This is a genomic window from Variovorax sp. Soil_C_26 (assembly GCF_057657075.1).
In genome coordinates this window covers 437,709-452,874 of record NZ_JBDGJC010000001.1, presented here as the reverse complement: position 1 = coordinate 452,874, position 15,166 = coordinate 437,709, and the positions used below count along the sequence as shown (strand labels likewise).

General features: G+C 66.3%; 15 protein-coding genes and 1 tRNA gene. All 16 read left to right on the top strand.

Translation table 11 applies throughout. The features are described 5' to 3' along the window. The 16 genes from AC3A6G_RS02110 to nuoH all read left to right on the top strand — a co-directional run bounded on the left by AC3A6G_RS02110 (position 1) and on the right by nuoH (position 15,157). On the top strand, positions 1 to 792 hold the full coding sequence (locus AC3A6G_RS02110; protein ID WP_487858051.1) for an AraC family transcriptional regulator: 792 nt from the start codon (positions 1 to 3) through the stop codon (positions 790 to 792). A 95-nt stretch (positions 793 to 887) separates the two neighbouring features. Continuing rightward, entirely contained in the window at positions 888 to 1,817 is a 930-nt protein-coding gene (locus AC3A6G_RS02105; protein ID WP_487858050.1) for a DMT family transporter, read from the top strand. A 92-nt stretch (positions 1,818 to 1,909) separates the two neighbouring features. Beyond that, positions 1,910 to 2,176, top strand: coding sequence for a 30S ribosomal protein S15 (rpsO, locus tag AC3A6G_RS02100; protein ID WP_487858049.1), 267 nt, complete (start codon positions 1,910 to 1,912; stop codon positions 2,174 to 2,176). Between the two features lie 218 nt (positions 2,177 to 2,394). Further along, positions 2,395 to 4,710 carry a polyribonucleotide nucleotidyltransferase gene (pnp, locus tag AC3A6G_RS02095; RefSeq protein ID WP_487858048.1) on the top strand — a complete coding sequence of 772 codons (2,316 nt, stop codon included), beginning with the start codon at positions 2,395 to 2,397 and terminating at the stop codon, positions 4,708 to 4,710. Between the two features lie 50 nt (positions 4,711 to 4,760). Next, the gene (locus AC3A6G_RS02090; RefSeq protein ID WP_487858047.1) at positions 4,761 to 5,759 is read left to right on the top strand and encodes an NAD(P)H-quinone oxidoreductase; all 999 of its coding nucleotides are present in this window, start codon (positions 4,761 to 4,763) and stop codon (positions 5,757 to 5,759) included. Continuing rightward, the gene (gene tpiA, locus AC3A6G_RS02085; RefSeq protein WP_487872929.1) at positions 5,753 to 6,553 is read left to right on the top strand and encodes a triose-phosphate isomerase; all 801 of its coding nucleotides are present in this window, start codon (positions 5,753 to 5,755) and stop codon (positions 6,551 to 6,553) included. The genes AC3A6G_RS02090 and tpiA overlap by 7 nt, the downstream gene beginning before the upstream one ends. 38 nt (positions 6,554 to 6,591) lie before the next feature. After that, positions 6,592 to 6,999, top strand: a complete 408-nt coding sequence (gene secG / locus AC3A6G_RS02080; RefSeq protein ID WP_487858045.1) for a preprotein translocase subunit SecG — start codon at positions 6,592 to 6,594, stop codon at positions 6,997 to 6,999. Positions 7,000 to 7,119: 120 nt separating this feature from the next. Continuing rightward, a tRNA-Leu gene (locus AC3A6G_RS02075) sits at positions 7,120 to 7,204 on the top strand. A gap of 67 nt (positions 7,205 to 7,271) precedes the next feature. Then, on the top strand, positions 7,272 to 7,631 hold the full coding sequence (locus AC3A6G_RS02070) for an NADH-quinone oxidoreductase subunit A (RefSeq protein ID WP_012748607.1): 360 nt from the start codon (positions 7,272 to 7,274) through the stop codon (positions 7,629 to 7,631). A 15-nt stretch (positions 7,632 to 7,646) separates the two neighbouring features. After that, the gene (locus AC3A6G_RS02065) at positions 7,647 to 8,126 is read left to right on the top strand and encodes a NuoB/complex I 20 kDa subunit family protein (protein WP_280815972.1); all 480 of its coding nucleotides are present in this window, start codon (positions 7,647 to 7,649) and stop codon (positions 8,124 to 8,126) included. A 12-nt stretch (positions 8,127 to 8,138) separates the two neighbouring features. Further along, the gene (locus AC3A6G_RS02060) at positions 8,139 to 8,750 is read left to right on the top strand and encodes an NADH-quinone oxidoreductase subunit C (protein WP_487872928.1); all 612 of its coding nucleotides are present in this window, start codon (positions 8,139 to 8,141) and stop codon (positions 8,748 to 8,750) included. Position 8,751: 1 nt separating this feature from the next. After that, positions 8,752 to 10,005 carry an NADH-quinone oxidoreductase subunit D gene (locus AC3A6G_RS02055; protein ID WP_487858043.1) on the top strand — a complete coding sequence of 418 codons (1,254 nt, stop codon included), beginning with the start codon at positions 8,752 to 8,754 and terminating at the stop codon, positions 10,003 to 10,005. A gap of 10 nt (positions 10,006 to 10,015) precedes the next feature. Then, positions 10,016 to 10,561, top strand: a complete 546-nt coding sequence (locus AC3A6G_RS02050) for an NADH-quinone oxidoreductase subunit NuoE family protein (RefSeq protein ID WP_487863925.1) — start codon at positions 10,016 to 10,018, stop codon at positions 10,559 to 10,561. Then, positions 10,561 to 11,901: an NADH-quinone oxidoreductase subunit NuoF gene (nuoF, locus tag AC3A6G_RS02045; RefSeq protein WP_487873249.1), complete on the top strand. Its 1,341-nt coding sequence runs from the start codon at positions 10,561 to 10,563 to the stop codon at positions 11,899 to 11,901. The genes AC3A6G_RS02050 and nuoF overlap by 1 nt, the downstream gene beginning before the upstream one ends. 20 nt (positions 11,902 to 11,921) lie before the next feature. Then, a complete protein-coding gene (gene nuoG / locus AC3A6G_RS02040; protein WP_487863923.1) occupies positions 11,922 to 14,084 on the top strand; it encodes an NADH-quinone oxidoreductase subunit NuoG in 2,163 nt (720 codons plus the stop codon). After that, on the top strand, positions 14,081 to 15,157 hold the full coding sequence (gene nuoH, locus AC3A6G_RS02035; protein ID WP_487858039.1) for an NADH-quinone oxidoreductase subunit NuoH: 1,077 nt from the start codon (positions 14,081 to 14,083) through the stop codon (positions 15,155 to 15,157). The genes nuoG and nuoH overlap by 4 nt, the downstream gene beginning before the upstream one ends. Positions 15,158 to 15,166 lie beyond the last annotated feature (9 nt).

Below are 15,166 nucleotides of genomic sequence, written 5' to 3'. Positions count from 1 at the left end.
ATGCCGTCGAGGGCCGCGCTGATCGATGCGGTGCGTGTGCGCGGCTCGGCATTGCCCGGCCTGCAGGCGGTGGCGGCCGAGTCGGCGCGCAGTTTCCCGCGCCACACGCACGATGTGTTCGGCATCGGCGTGATCGACCGCGGGGGGCAACGCTCGGCCAGCGCGCGGGGCGCGGTCGAGGCGGTGCGTGGCGACGTCATCACGGTCAACCCGGGCGAGGTGCACGATGGCGTGGCGCTGCACGGCGAAACGCGCGCCTGGCGCATGCTGCACCTGGCGCCTGCGCTGTTCGGTGATGCAGCGCCCGGGTGCGAACTCACCCGGCCCGTGCTGAACGATCCGGCCCTGCGTTCGGGTGTGGACCGGTTGTTCGCCGCCGTCGCGCGCGGCGATGAGGCGCTGGCGCTGGAGCAGGGCGTGCTGCAGCTGCTGAGCCGTGCCCCCGGCATGTTGGCGCCGGAGCCCGCGCCGCGCGAGGCTTTGGCATCGCTGGAGCGCGCGCGCGCACGCATCGCCGATGACTGCGCCCATGCGCCCACGCTCGCCGAGCTCGCGGCCGAGGCGGGCCTGAGCCGCTTCCAGCTGCTGCGCGGCTTTGCTGCCGCCTTCGGCCTGCCGCCGCACGCCTGGCTCCAGCAATGCCGGTTGTCGCGCGCCCGCCGTCTCATCGCGCAGGGGCAGTCGCTGGCCGAAGCCGCGGCTGGCGCGGGCTTTGCCGACCAGAGCCACATGACGCGCGCCTTCGTGCGTTTCCTGGGCTTCACGCCGGGGGCCTTCGCCGGCGCACGCTGAACGCAGGCCGGGCCGCTGCAATTTCGTTCAAGACCGCAGCACCCCTGGCGGGAGACGCTCGCTGCTTCTCAACGGAATCAGCGAAAGGCGCGACGATGTCGGAACGAAGCAAGGGAATGTGGCTGTGCGCGCTGGCCATGGTCACGGTCGGCAGCACGGTGGTCGCAAGCAAGGTGATCGCACACGACCTGCCGCCGTTCACGGCCACGGCCTTGCGCTTCGCGCTGGCGCTGCCGGTGTTCGTGCTGCTGATGCGGCTCACGCGCACGCCGTGGCCCCGGCCTGGCCGGCGCGACTTGTACTTGCTGCTGTGCCAGGCCGGCCTGGGCAGCGTCGGCTACACAGTGCTGCTGATCATGGGCGTGCGGCTGGCACCGGCCGCGAGCGCGGGCGTCGTGGCCGGCACGCTGCCGGCCGTGGCTGCGCTCGTGGCCGTGGTGGCGTTGCGCGAGCGGCCCGGGCGGTACCTGGTCGGCAGCATCGCGCTGGCAACGGCGGGTGTGCTCGCGATCAGCTGGGCGGGGGGTGGCGGGGCGGGGGACTCAAAATCCCCTGCCGTCCTGGCAGGCAATCTGCTCGTGCTGGGGGCCGTGGGGTGCGAGGCGGCGTTCATCTTGCTCAACAAGCGCCTGCGCGTACCCGTGCGGCCGTTGGCGCTGTCGACGCTGATGACGGCTTTCGGGCTGGCCCTGGCGCTGGTCCCGGCGCTGTTCGAGCGGGCCTGGACCGCGCCGCTGCCGCCGGCCGCGCTGGGCGGCGTGGCCTACTATGCGCTGGTGCCGACGGTGCTCGGCTTCGTGCTGTGGTTTGCGGGGGCGTCGCGGCTCACCGGCGCCGAGGCGGCGCTGTTCACGGCGATCCTGCCGGTGTCGGCGCTGATACTCGCCGCGGCCTGGCTGGGCGAAAGTATCAGTCTGGCGCAGGTCGGTGGCGCGGTCTGCGTGCTGGGCGCAGTAGCGCTCGCCTCGCTCGATGGCCGGCGCGCGAAAAGGCTTGAAAGGCCTCGCAAGGCGCTCGGTCTATAATCCCAGAGCTTTGCATGCCGCAAGGCGCACGGTGAGGGCAGTTCCAGCGCTCACCGCAAGTCAAACATCCCGGAACACGCAAGGAATTTCAAATGATCGCAGCCTCCATCAAGGCCGAAGTCGTCAAGGACAACGCCCGCGACGCCAACGACACCGGCAGCCCCGAAGTCCAGGTCGCACTGCTGACCGCCCGCATCAACGAGCTCACCCCCCACTTCAAGACGCATGCCAAGGACCACCACGGTCGTCGCGGCCTGCTGCGCATGGTGAGCCGCCGCCGCAAGCTCCTGGACTACCTCAAGTCCAAGGACGCCGACCGTTACACCGCGCTGATCGCCAAGCTGGGTCTGCGCAAGTAAACCGAATCGCATGAAGAAACGCCTGGGTTAGTCCGCTAGCTCAGGCGTTTTTTACTTCGCGATCCACATTCGGAGTGCCTAAACAGAGCGAAGCTGTGTCATTCCACTGAAGTTCTCCCCCTCGAGCTTCGCTGGAATGGCATCGTGTTCTGAGAAGCCTCCTCCCCCGCGGAACCTGCAGCCTCTGCAGGTCGGCCGCTATCAAAATAGGAGCAAACATGAGCCTCTTCAACAAAGTCACCAAGTCCTTCCAATGGGGCGACAAGACCGTCGTCATGGAAACGGGCGAGATCGCCCGCCAGGCCAGTGGCGCTGTGGTGGTCGACATCGACGGCACCGTGATCCTTGCGACCGTGGTCGCCTCCAAGTCGGCCAAGCCCGGCCAGGACTTCTTCCCGCTGACCGTCGACTACATCGAGAAGACCTATGCCGCGGGCAAGATTCCCGGCAGCTTCTTCAAGCGCGAAGCCAAGCCCAGCGAGCACGAGACGCTGACCAGCCGCCTGATCGACCGTCCGATCCGCCCGCTGTTCCCCGAAGGCTTCCTGAACGAAGTGCACGTGGTCATCCACACGCTGTCGCTCAACCCCGAAGTCGACGCCGACATCGCCGCCATGATCGGCGTGAGCGCCGCACTGTCGATTTCCGGCATTCCGTTCAGCGGCCCGATCGGTGCTGCGCGCGTGGGCTACGTCAATGGCCAGTACGTGCTGAACCCGGGCCAGACGGCCCGCAAGGATTCGCAGATGGACCTCATCGTGGCCGGCACCGAAGCCGCCGTGCTGATGGTCGAGTCCGAAGCGCTGCAGCTCAGCGAAGAGATCATGCTGGGCGGCGTGGTGTACGGCCACGAACAGGCGCGCGTTGCGATCAATGCGATCCATGAACTCGTGCGCGACGCCGGCAAGCCGGTGTGGGACTGGCAGCCGCCCGCCGAAGACGAAGCCTTCGTCGCCAAGGTCAAGGGCCTGGCCGAAGAGAAGCTGCGCGCGGTCTACCAGATCCGCAGCAAGCAGGCCCGCACGCAGGCCCTGCGCGAAGCCAACGCCAGCGTGATGAGCGCGCTGAAGGAAAGCGGCGAGCCCTTCGATGCCGGCAAGGTCAACGACCTGCTGTTCTCGATCGAAGCCAGGATCGTTCGCAGCCAGATCCTCTCGGGCGAGCCGCGCATCGACGGCCGCGACACGCGCACCGTGCGCCCCATCGAGATCCGCAATTCGGTGCTGCCCCGCACCCACGGTTCGGCGCTGTTCACGCGCGGCGAGACGCAGGGCCTGGTCGTGACCACGCTCGGCACCGAGCGCGATGCGCAGCGCATCGACGCGCTGGCCGGCGAGTACGAAGACCGCTTCCTGTTCCACTACAACATGCCTCCGTTCGCCACCGGCGAAGTGGGCCGCATGGGCTCGACCAAGCGCCGCGAAATTGGCCACGGCCGCCTCGCCAAGCGCGCGCTCGTCGCCGTGCTGCCGACGAAGGAAGAATTCCCGTACACCATCCGCGTGGTGTCGGAGATCACCGAATCGAACGGCTCGTCGTCGATGGCCTCGGTGTGCGGCGGCTGCCTCTCGATGATGGACGCCGGCGTGCCGATGAAGGCCCATGTGGCCGGCATCGCCATGGGCCTCATCAAGGAAGACAACCGTTTCGCAGTGCTGACCGACATCCTGGGCGATGAAGATCACCTGGGCGACATGGACTTCAAGGTGGCCGGCACGACCAACGGCATCACCGCGCTGCAGATGGACATCAAGATCCAGGGCATCACCAAGGAAATCATGCAGGTCGCACTGGCCCAGGCCAAGGAAGCGCGCATGCATATCCTCGGCAAAATGCAGGAAGCCATGGGCGAAGCGAAGACCGAGGTCTCGCAGTTCGCACCGCGCCTGACCACGCTGAAGATCAATCCCGAGAAGATCCGCGACGTGATCGGCAAGGGCGGCGCGGTCATCCGCGGCCTGCAGGAAGAAACCGGCACCACGATCAACATCGACGAAGACGGCACCATCACCATTGCGTCGACCGATCCGGAAAAGGCCGAGTTCGCCAAGAAGCGCATCGAGCAGATCACCGCCGAAGTCGAAATCGGCAAGGTCTACGAAGGCCCGGTCACCAAGATCCTGGACTTCGGCGCGCTCATCAACCTGCTGCCCGGCAAGGACGGCCTGCTGCACATCAGCCAGATCGCGCACGAGCGCGTCGAGAAGGTGACCGACTACCTGAGCGAAGGCCAGATCGTCAAGGTCAAGGTGCTTGAGACCGACGAAAAGGGTCGCGTGAAGCTGTCGATGAAGGCCCTGACCGAGCGTCCGGCCGGCATGGAGTACAGCGAGCGTGCGCCGCGTGAAGACCGCGGCGATCGCGGTGACCGAGGTGGCGACCGCGGCGGTGAACGCCGCGAGCGCTCGGACCGCGGCGACCGCGGTGGCGAGCGTGCGCCGCGCTTCAACGGCGAGCAGCAGCCCCCGCGCAGCGAGCAGCCGCAGCAGGCCGCTCCGGCCGGCGAGCAGCCTTTCACGCCGCGCGAAGAGTAAGCGGAACCTCCCAACCAAGCCCGCGCAGGCGGGCGTTGCAGGCCAGGATCATGAAAGCCATTGAAATCACTTCGTACGGCGCCCCCGAGGTGCTGCGTGCCGTGGAGCGCCCCGATCCGGTGGCCGGGGCGGGCGAGCTGCTGATCCGCGTTGCGGCCAGCGGCATCAACCGCCCCGACGTGCTGCAGCGCAAGGGGCACTACCCGGTGCCGCCGGGCGCTTCCGACCTGCCGGGCCTCGAGGTGGCCGGTGAGATCGTGTCGGGCGACGCCGCGGCGCTGGCCGAGGCGGGGCTCAAGGTCGGCGACAGGGTCTGCGCGCTCGTCGCGGGCGGCGGCTATGCCGAACTGTGCGTGGCGCCGGTGGCGCAATGCCTGCCGGTGCCGAAGGGCTGGAGCGACGTCGAGGCGGCTTCGCTGCCCGAGACCTTCTTCACTGTCTGGAGCAACGTGTTCGATCGCGGCCGGCTGCAGAAGGGCGAGACCCTGCTCATCCAGGGCGGCACGAGCGGCATCGGCGTGACGGCGATCCAGATCGCCAAGGCCATGGGTGCCACAGTGATCGCCACCGCCGGAAGCGACGACAAGTGCGAGGCCTGCAGGAAGCTCGGCGCCGACCACGCCATCAACTACCGCACGAGCGACTTCGTCGAAGAGGCGAAGAAGCTCACGGGCGGCAAAGGCGTGGACGTGATCCTCGACATGGTCGCGGGCGACTACGTGGCGCGCGAGATCGAGTGCATGGCCGAAGACGGCCGGCTCGTGATCATCGCGGTGCAGGGCGGGATCAAGAGCGAGTTCAATGCGGGGCTGGTGCTGCGCAGACGGCTCGTGATCACCGGCTCCACGCTGCGGCCGCGGCCGATCGCATTCAAGGGCGAGATCGCCCGCGCGCTGCGCGAGAAGGTCTGGCCGCTGCTCGAAAGCGGCGCGGTCAAGCCCGTGATCCACAGCACCTTCGCAGCGAGTGGCGAGCCGAGCGGCGCGGCCCAGGCGCATGCGCTGATGGAATCCAACCAGCACATCGGCAAGATCGTGCTGACATGGTGACGACGAGCGAGCAACAGACGACGATGACGACGACGACCAAGAAGAAGCTGATTGCCGGCAACTGGAAGATGAACGGCAGCCTGGCTGCCAACGAGGCGCTCGTGAAGGCCCTGCAGCAGGGTCTCGCCGCGGCGCCGGCCGGCTGCGATGTCGCGCTGTGCGCGCCGGCGCCGTATTTCGCGCAGCTGCAGTCGCTGCTGGCCGCAACGCCTGCCCTGGCGCTGGGCGCGCAGGACATCTCGGCGCATCCGCAGGGTGCGTTCACGGGCGAGCAGTCGGCCGCCATGCTGAAGGACTTCGGCGTGCGCTATGCGATCGTCGGCCATTCCGAGCGCCGCCAGTACCATGCCGAATCCGACGAGGCGGTGGCCGCCAAGGCGGCGGCCGCGCTGGCGAACGGCATTACGCCGATCGTCTGCGTGGGCGAGACGCTGGCCGAACGCGAAGCAGGGCACACCGAAGAAGTGGTCAAGCGCCAGCTGGCCGCGGTGATCCACGTCAACGGCCATTGCATCAGCGAGATCGTCGTGGCCTACGAGCCCGTCTGGGCCATCGGCACCGGCAAGACCGCCACGCCCGAGCAGGCGCAGGCGGTGCATGCCGTGCTGCGCGCGCAACTGCACCATGCCGCGAGCGAGCACGCAGCGGGCATCCGCATCCTCTATGGCGGCAGCATGAACGCGGCGAACGCCGCCGAGCTGCTGGCCCAGCCCGACATCGACGGCGGGCTCATCGGCGGCGCATCGCTCAAGGCCCCCGATTTCCTGCAGATCATTTCGGCTGCCGCACGCTGAACGCGGCGCGAGCAGTCATCAATTAGGAGTAAGAACGAATGAACCTGGTCCTCAATCTTTTGGTCGGCGTGCAGATGCTGACGGCGCTGGTCATGATCGGGTTGATCCTGATCCAGCACGGCAAGGGCGCCGACATGGGCGCGGCCTTCGGCAGCGGCAGTGCCGGCAGCCTGTTCGGTGCCAGCGGCAGCGCCAATTTCCTGTCGCGCACCACTGCGGTGCTGGCGGCGGTGTTCTTTGCCTCCACGCTGCTGTTGGCCTACTTCAGCCATGCGCGGCCCGCGGGCGGCGGCAACAGCCTGCTGGAGCGCGCGGCCATCGGCGTGCCGGCCACGCCTGCTTCGGGCGCGGCAGGGCAGATTCCCGCTGGCGCAGCCCCGGCTGGTGCAGCTGCATCGGCGCCGGCCGCACCCGCTCCGGGCGCCGGCGAGATCCCGAGCAAATAATCAAGTTGTTTTCATTGAGCAGGTCGCTGAAAACGACTTCATTTCAGGGTAAACTCTAAAGCTGTTCGGAAAGCCAAACACCTTCACAGGTACCTCATGCCATCCGGACAAGTCAAAACCGCGGTCGTGGTGAAATTGGTAGACACGCTATCTTGAGGGGGTAGTGGCGAAAGCTGTGCGAGTTCGAGTCTCGCCGACCGCACCAAATCTCACCGGCAGAAAGCCTCTTTCAGAGCGTTCTTCTGCCGGTGGCAAGCGGTGAAAAATTCCCGATGAACCTCGATTCCTATCTCCCCGTCCTTTTGTTCATTCTGGTCGGTGTCGGTGTAGGCGTCGCGCCACAGGTCATCGGCTACATCCTGGGGCCCAACCGGCCCGACGCAGCGAAGAATGCACCTTACGAGTGCGGCTTCGAGGCCTTCGAGGATGCGCGCATGAAATTCGACGTGCGCTATTACCTCGTCGCGATTCTCTTCATCCTGTTCGATCTCGAGATCGCCTTCCTGTTTCCGTGGGCCATTGCGCTCAAGGAAATCGGCGCCGTCGGCTTCTGGGCCATGATGATCTTTCTCGCCATCCTCGTTGTGGGCTTCGCCTACGAGTGGAAAAAAGGCGCGCTCGACTGGGAATGACAAGGAAGCTACAAAATGGCCATTGAAGGCGTCATGAAAGAAGGCTTCGTCACCACCACCTACGACACGGTGGTGAATTGGGCGAAGACCGGATCACTTTGGCCGATGACTTTCGGCCTCGCATGCTGTGCCGTCGAGATGATGCACGCGGGCGCGGCCCGCTACGACATCGATCGCTTCGGCATGCTGTTTCGTCCGAGCCCACGCCAGTCCGATCTGATGATCGTGGCCGGCACGTTGTGCAACAAGATGGCGCCGGCGCTGCGCAAGGTCTACGACCAGATGCCCGAGCCGCGCTGGGTGCTGTCGATGGGCTCGTGCGCCAATGGCGGCGGCTACTACCACTACAGCTACTCGGTGGTGCGCGGCTGCGACCGCATCGTGCCCGTCGACGTCTATGTGCCGGGCTGCCCGCCGACGGCCGAGGCGCTGCTCTACGGGATCATCCAGTTGCAGCAGAAGATCCGCCGCACCAACACCATTGCGCGCGCCTGAGGAACTGCCCTGATGACCGACTTTGCGATTTCTCCAGAGGCGCTCCAGGCGACTCTGGTGCAGACCCTGGGTGCCAAGGCCAAGCGCGTGACGGTTGCGCTCGGCGAGGTGACGGTGGTCGTGGCCGCCGCCGACTACATCGACGCCGCACTGCTGCTGCGCGACGCGCCCGGCTGCCGTTTCGAGCAGCTGATCGACCTCTGCGGCATGGACTATTCGGACTACCGCGAAGGCGAGTGGGAGGGCGCGCGCTTTTGCGTTGTCACCCACCTGCTTTCGGTGAGCCTCAACCAGCGTGTGCGGCTCAAGGTGTTCGCCGAGAGCGACGACCTGCCGGTCGTCGATTCGTTGCAGCCGGTGTGGAGTGCCACCACCTGGTTCGAACGCGAGGCCTTCGACCTCTACGGCATCGTGTTCGAGGGGCATGACGACCTGCGCCGCATCCTGACCGACTATGGCTTCATCGGCCATCCGTTCCGCAAGGATTTCCCGGTGTCGGGCCACGTCGAGATGCGCTACGACGAAGAACAGAAGCGCGTGGTCTACCAGCCGGTGTCGATCGAGCCGCGAGAGATCACGCCGCGCGTGATCCGCGAAGACAACTACGGCGCCGGACTCCACTGACATGGCCGAAATCAAGAACTACACCCTCAACTTCGGTCCCCAGCATCCCGCGGCACACGGCGTGCTGCGCCTCGTGCTGGAGCTCGACGGCGAAGTGATCCAGCGCGCCGATCCGCACATCGGCCTGTTGCACCGTGCGACCGAGAAGCTGGCCGAATCGCGCACCTTCATCCAGTCGCTGCCGTACATGGACCGTCTCGACTACGTGTCGATGATGAGCAACGAGCACGCCTACTGCCTTGCCATCGAGCGGATGATGGGCCTCGATGTGCCGGAGCGCGCGCAGTACATCCGTGTGATGTTCGCCGAGATCACCCGCCTGCTCAACCACCTGCTGTGGCTCGGCGCGCACGGGCTCGACTGCGGTGCGATGAACATGCTCATCTACTGCTTCCGCGAGCGCGAGGACCTGTTCGACATGTACGAGGCGGTTTCGGGCGCGCGCATGCATGCGGCCTACTTCCGTCCGGGCGGCGTCTACCGCGACCTGCCCGACGCGATGCCGCAGTACAAGGTCAGCAAGATCAAGAACGCCAAGGCGATCGAGAAGCTCAACGAGAACCGCCAGGGCTCGCTGCTCGACTTCATCGACGACTTCTGCAAGCGCTTCCCGAAGATGGTCGACGAGTACGAGACGCTGCTCACCGACAACCGCATCTGGAAGCAGCGCACCGTGGGCATCGGCGTGGTGACGCCGGAGCGCGCGCTGAACCTCGGTTTCACGGGTCCGATGCTTCGCGGTTCGGGCGTCGAGTGGGACCTGCGCAAGAAGCAGCCATACGACGTCTACGACCGCATGCAGTTCGACGTGCCCGTCGGGCGCACCGGCGATTGCTATGACCGCTACCTCGTGCGCGTGGAAGAAATGCGCCAGGCCAACCGGATCATCCAGCAGTGCTCGGCCTGGCTGCGCGTCAACCCGGGCCCGGTCATCACCGACAACCACAAGGTCGCCGCGCCTGCGCGCGAATCGATGAAGGCGAACATGGAGGAGTTGATCCACCATTTCAAGCTCTTCACCGAAGGCTTCCACGTGCCCGAAGGCGAGGCGTATGCCGCCGTCGAGCATCCGAAGGGCGAGTTCGGCATCTACCTCGTGAGCGACGGCGCCAACAAGCCCTATCGCCTGAAGATCCGTGCGCCCGGTTTCCCGCATCTCGCCGCCCTCGACGAAATGTCGCGCGGTCACATGATCGCCGACGCTGTCGCGGTGATCGGCACGATGGACATCGTGTTCGGCGAAATCGACAGGTGAGAAAGAGCGAATGACTTCCTCGACCCACCACGACACGGCGCCCTCGGCGCCTTCTGCTCCTTTGAGGGCCGACATTCTCGAGCGCTTCGCGCGCGAGGTCGCCAAGTACCCCGAGGCCGGCAAGCAGTCGGCCGTGATGGCGTGCCTGGCCATCGTCCAGCAGGACGAGGGCCACGTGAGCATCCCGCGCGAGCGCGAGATTGCCGACTACCTGGGCATGGCGCCGATCGCCGTGCACGAGGTCACGACCTTCTACAACATGTACAACCAGCATCCGGTGGGCCGCTTCAAGCTCAACGTGTGCACCAACCTGCCGTGCCAGCTGCGCGACGGCGCCACCGCGCTCGTGCACCTCGAGAAGAAGCTCGGCATCAAGATGGGCGAGACCACGGCCGACGGCCTGTTCACGCTGCAGCAGAGCGAATGCCTTGGTGCCTGCGCCGATTCGCCGGTGATGCTGGTCAACGACCGCACGATGTGCAGCTTCATGAGCAACGAGAAGCTCGACCAGCTCGTCGACGGCCTGCGCGATTCGGCCAAGGGAGAGGCTGCATGATGTCGCCCGAACAAGTGCTCCAGCAGTTCCGCGCCACGGGCGTGCAGACCTGCTTCCACGATCGCCACCTCGAGCCGCAGATCTATGCCGGCCTCGACGGCACCAACTGGCGCCTGGCCGACTACGAGGCGCGCGGCGGCTATCAGGCGCTGCGCAAGATCCTCACCGAAGGCCTCACGCCCGACCAGGTGATCGCCGAAGTCAAGGCCTCGGGCCTGCGCGGCCGCGGCGGCGCGGGCTTCCCGACCGGGCTCAAGTGGAGCTTCATGCCCCGCCAGTTCCCGGGCCAGAAGTACCTCGTGTGCAATTCCGACGAGGGCGAGCCGGGCACCTGCAAGGACCGCGACATCCTGCAGTTCAACCCGCACATCGTGATCGAAGGCATGGCCATTGCTGCCTACGCCATGGGCATCAGCGTGGGCTACAACTACATCCACGGCGAGATCTTCCAGAGCTACGAGCGCTTCGAAGAGGCGCTCGAGGAAGCGCGCGCGGCGGGCTACCTCGGCGACAACATCATGGGCAGCGCGTACAGCTTCCAGCTGCATGCGTCGCATGGCTTCGGTGCCTACATCTGCGGCGAGGAAACCGCGCTGCTCGAATCGCTCGAGGGCAAGAAGGGCCAGCCGCGCTTCAAGCCGCCGTTCCCGGCGAGCTTCGGCCTCTACGGCAAGCCGACCACCATCAACAACACCGAGACCTTCGCGGCGGTGCCCTGGATCATCCGCAACGGCGGCCAAGCCTACCTCGAATGCGGCAAGCCGAACAACGGCGGCACCAAGATCTACTCGGTGAGCGGCGACGTCGAGCTGCCCGGCAACTACGAAGTGCCGATGGGCACGCCGTTCTCGAAGCTGCTCGAGCTCGCGGGCGGCGTGCGCAAGGGCCGCACGCTCAAGGCTGTGATTCCCGGCGGATCGTCGGCGCCGGTGCTGCCGGCCGAGATCATGATGCAGTGCACGATGGACTACGACTCCATCGCCAAGGCCGGCTCCATGCTGGGCTCGGGCGCCGTGATCGTCATGGACGACAGCCGCTCGATGGTCGAGTCGCTGCGCCGCCTCTCGTACTTCTACATGCACGAATCCTGCGGCCAGTGCACGCCGTGCCGCGAGGGCACGGGCTGGCTCTACCGCGTGGTCGACCGCATCTACAACGGGCAGGGCAGGGCGACCGACATGGACCTGCTCAACTCCGTGGCCGACAACATCCAGGGCCGCACCATCTGCGCGCTGGGCGATGCCGCGGCCATGCCGGTGCGCGCCATGATCAAGCACTTCCGCCACGAGTTCGAGGCACTGATCCCGGGCTATGTCCCGAAGGCGCCTGTTCAGGCCTGAGCGCGAGAAGAAACACACTCATGATCGAAATCGAACTCGACGGCAAGAAGGTCGAAGTGACCGAAGGCAGCATGGTGATGCATGCGGCCGACAAGGCGGGCACGTACATCCCGCACTTCTGCTATCACAAGAAGCTCAGCATCGCGGCCAACTGCCGCATGTGCCTGGTCGACGTGGAGAAGGCGCCCAAGCCGATGCCGGCCTGCGCCACGCCCGTGACGCAGGGCATGATCGTTCGCACCAAGAGCGAGAAGGCCATCAAGGCGCAGCAGTCGGTGATGGAGTTCCTGCTGATCAACCATCCGCTCGACTGCCCGATCTGCGACCAGGGCGGCGAATGCCAGCTCCAAGACCTGGCCGTGGGCTACGGCGGCTCTTCCTCGCGCTACGAGGAAGAGAAGCGCGTCGTGTTCCACAAGGACGTCGGCCCGCTGATCAGCATGGAAGAAATGAGCCGCTGCATCCATTGCACGCGCTGCGTGCGCTTCGGCCAGGAAGTGGCCGGCGTGATGGAGCTCGGCATGATCCACCGCGGCGAGCATTCCGAGATCACCACCATCCTCGGCGAGACCGTGGATTCCGAACTCTCGGGCAACATGATCGACCTGTGCCCGGTCGGTGCGCTCACGAGCAAGCCGTTCCGCTACAGCGCCCGCACCTGGGAGCTGTCGCGCCGCAAGTCGGTGAGCCCGCACGATTCGACCGGCGCGAACCTGATCGTGCAGGTCAAGAACAACCGCGTGATGCGCGTGGTGCCGCTCGAGAACGACGACGTCAACGAATGCTGGATCGCCGACCGCGACCGCTTCTCGTATGAGGCGCTCAACGGCCCCGAGCGCCTCACGCAGCCCATGCTCAAGCAGGGCGGCCAGTGGCAGCAGGTCGACTGGCAGACCGCGCTCGAGTACGTCGCCAACGGCCTCAAGCAGATCAAGGCCGACCACGGCGCGCAAAGCATCGGCACGCTCGTGAGCCCGCACAGCACGCTCGAGGAGCTCAAGCTCGCGGCCATGCTCACGCGCGAGCTCGGCAGCGACAACATCGACTACCGCCTGCGCAACGCCGAGTTCCCGGCATTCGAAGGCGTGCGCTGGCTCGGCACTTCGGTCGCATCGCTGTCGCAACTGCAGCGTGCGTTCGTCATCGGCTCGAACCTGCGCAAGGACCATCCGCTGTTCGCGCTGCGCATCCGCGAAGCCGTGCGCAAGGGTGCGGCGCTGTCGGTGCTGACCTCGCAAGGCCTGCTGGCCGATCCCGAGGCATGGGCCATGACCGTGGCCCAGGCCGCCGTCGTCGACGCCGGCCAATGGGTCGAGGTGCTCGCAGGCGTTGCCGCGGCGATCGGCCAGACCACGGGCGTCACATCGCCGCTCGCACCCGCCAACGCACCCGACGACACCGCCAAGGCCATCGCGGCTTCGCTGCTCGGCGGCGAACGCAAGGCGATCCTGCTCGGCAACGCCGCGGCGCACCATGCGCAGGCCAGCAGCCTGCTGGCCCTCGCGAACTGGATCGGCGCGCAGACCGGCGCCACCGTCGGCTACCTGACCGAAGCCGCCAACACCGTGGGCGCACAGCTCGTGGGTGCGTTCCCGAAGAACGGCGGCCTCGATGCCGGGCGCATGCTCGCGGCCGGTTCGGGCCTCAAGGCGGTGCTGCTGCTCAACAACGAACCGGTGTTCGACTCGGCTGCGGGCGCCGCGGCCGCCGATACCATCGGCAATGCCCAGATGGTCGTCACGCTGAGCCCATTCAAGGCCAACCTCGAATTCAGCGACGTGCTGCTGCCGATCGCGCCGTTCACCGAAACGCCGGGCACCTTCGTCAATGCCGAAGGCCGCGTGCAGAGCTTCCATGCCGTCGTCAAGCCGCAAGGCGAGGCGCGTCCGGCCTGGAAGGTGCTGCGCGTGCTCGCGAACCTGCTCGGCCTGCCGGGCTTCGCCTTCGAATCGACCTCGGAAGTGCTCGCCACGGTGGGTGACAACGGCGCGCTGCCGGCCGGTGCGCTGGCCAACGCCACCGCCGCAAAGGCCGTGGCCGCCGACGCGGGCCTGCCCGCGCCCGTGGTCGCGAGCATCTACCAGCTCGATTCGATCGTGCGCCGCGCGCCGTCGCTGCAGCTCACCGCCGATGCGCGCAGTGCATCGGCCGCACCGGCCCGTGCCGAGGAGGCCTTGGCATGATCGACGCACTGCACGCTTTCGGCCAGGGCCTGGTTCAGGCCGGCTGGTGGACCGGCATGGCCTGGCCCGTGATCTGGACGCTCATCAAGATCATCGCGGTCGTGATCCCGCTGATGCTTGCGGTCGCCTACCTCACGCTCTGGGAGCGCAAGGCCATCGGCTTCACGCAGATCCGGGTCGGGCCGAACCGCATCGGGCCGCTGGGCCTGCTGCAGCCGATTGCCGACGCGCTCAAGCTGATGACCAAGGAAATCATCCTTCCGACGGTTGCCAACAAGGGCCTGTTCCTGCTCGGTCCGATCATGACGATCATGCCGGCGCTCGTCGCATGGGTCGTGATTCCCTTCGGTCCCGACCAGGCGCTGGCCAACATCAATGCCGGCCTGCTGTTCGTGATGGCCATCACCTCGCTCGAGGTCTACGGCGTGATCATCGCCGGCTGGGCCTCGAACTCGAAGTACGCCTTTCTGGGCGCGCTGCGCGCGTCGGCCCAGATGGTGAGCTACGAGATCGCGATGGGCTTCTGCTTCGTCGTGGTGCTGATGGTCTCGGCCAGCCTCAACATGACCGACATCGTGACGGGGCAGGGCAAGGGCATGTTCGCGGACATGGGCATCGGCTTCCTGTCGTGGAACTGGCTGTCGCTGCTGCCGATCTTCGTCGTCTACTTCATCTCGGGCCTGGCCGAAACGAACCGCCATCCTTTCGACGTGGTCGAGGGCGAATCCGAGATCGTCGCGGGCCACATGATCGAGTACTCGGGCATGAGCTTCGCGATGTTCTTCCTGGCCGAGTACGCCAACATGTGGCTGGTCTCGATCCTGTGCGTCGTGCTGTTCCTCGGTGGATGGCTGCCGCCCTTCGAGTTCCTCGCCTTCATTCCGGGCTGGATCTGGCTCGGCATCAAGACCTTCTGCGTGGTCACCATGTTCCTGTGGGTCCGCTCGACCTTCCCGCGCTTCCGCTATGACCAGATCATGCGGCTCGGCTGGAAGATCTTCATTCCGGTCACGCTCGTGTGGCTGGTGGTGGTCGGTGCCTGGATGCAGACCCCGTTCAATATCTGGAATTAACTGGAAGCG

Coding starts and splice junctions, on each gene's coding strand:
- AC3A6G_RS02050 (WP_487863925.1), top strand. CDS start 10,016: ATGACTTCCTCGACCCACCACGACACGGCGCCCTCGGCGCCTTCTGCT.
- AC3A6G_RS02070 (WP_012748607.1), top strand. CDS start 7,272: ATGAACCTCGATTCCTATCTCCCCGTCCTTTTGTTCATTCTGGTCGGT.
- rpsO (WP_487858049.1), top strand. CDS start 1,910: ATGATCGCAGCCTCCATCAAGGCCGAAGTCGTCAAGGACAACGCCCGC.
- secG (WP_487858045.1), top strand. CDS start 6,592: ATGAACCTGGTCCTCAATCTTTTGGTCGGCGTGCAGATGCTGACGGCG.
- nuoF (WP_487873249.1), top strand. CDS start 10,561: ATGTCGCCCGAACAAGTGCTCCAGCAGTTCCGCGCCACGGGCGTGCAG.
- AC3A6G_RS02110 (WP_487858051.1), top strand. CDS start 1: ATGCCGTCGAGGGCCGCGCTGATCGATGCGGTGCGTGTGCGCGGCTCG.
- AC3A6G_RS02090 (WP_487858047.1), top strand. CDS start 4,761: ATGAAAGCCATTGAAATCACTTCGTACGGCGCCCCCGAGGTGCTGCGT.
- AC3A6G_RS02060 (WP_487872928.1), top strand. CDS start 8,139: ATGACCGACTTTGCGATTTCTCCAGAGGCGCTCCAGGCGACTCTGGTG.
- nuoH (WP_487858039.1), top strand. CDS start 14,081: ATGATCGACGCACTGCACGCTTTCGGCCAGGGCCTGGTTCAGGCCGGC.
- pnp (WP_487858048.1), top strand. CDS start 2,395: ATGAGCCTCTTCAACAAAGTCACCAAGTCCTTCCAATGGGGCGACAAG.
- AC3A6G_RS02065 (WP_280815972.1), top strand. CDS start 7,647: ATGGCCATTGAAGGCGTCATGAAAGAAGGCTTCGTCACCACCACCTAC.
- AC3A6G_RS02055 (WP_487858043.1), top strand. CDS start 8,752: ATGGCCGAAATCAAGAACTACACCCTCAACTTCGGTCCCCAGCATCCC.
- tpiA (WP_487872929.1), top strand. CDS start 5,753: ATGGTGACGACGAGCGAGCAACAGACGACGATGACGACGACGACCAAG.
- nuoG (WP_487863923.1), top strand. CDS start 11,922: ATGATCGAAATCGAACTCGACGGCAAGAAGGTCGAAGTGACCGAAGGC.
- AC3A6G_RS02105 (WP_487858050.1), top strand. CDS start 888: ATGTCGGAACGAAGCAAGGGAATGTGGCTGTGCGCGCTGGCCATGGTC.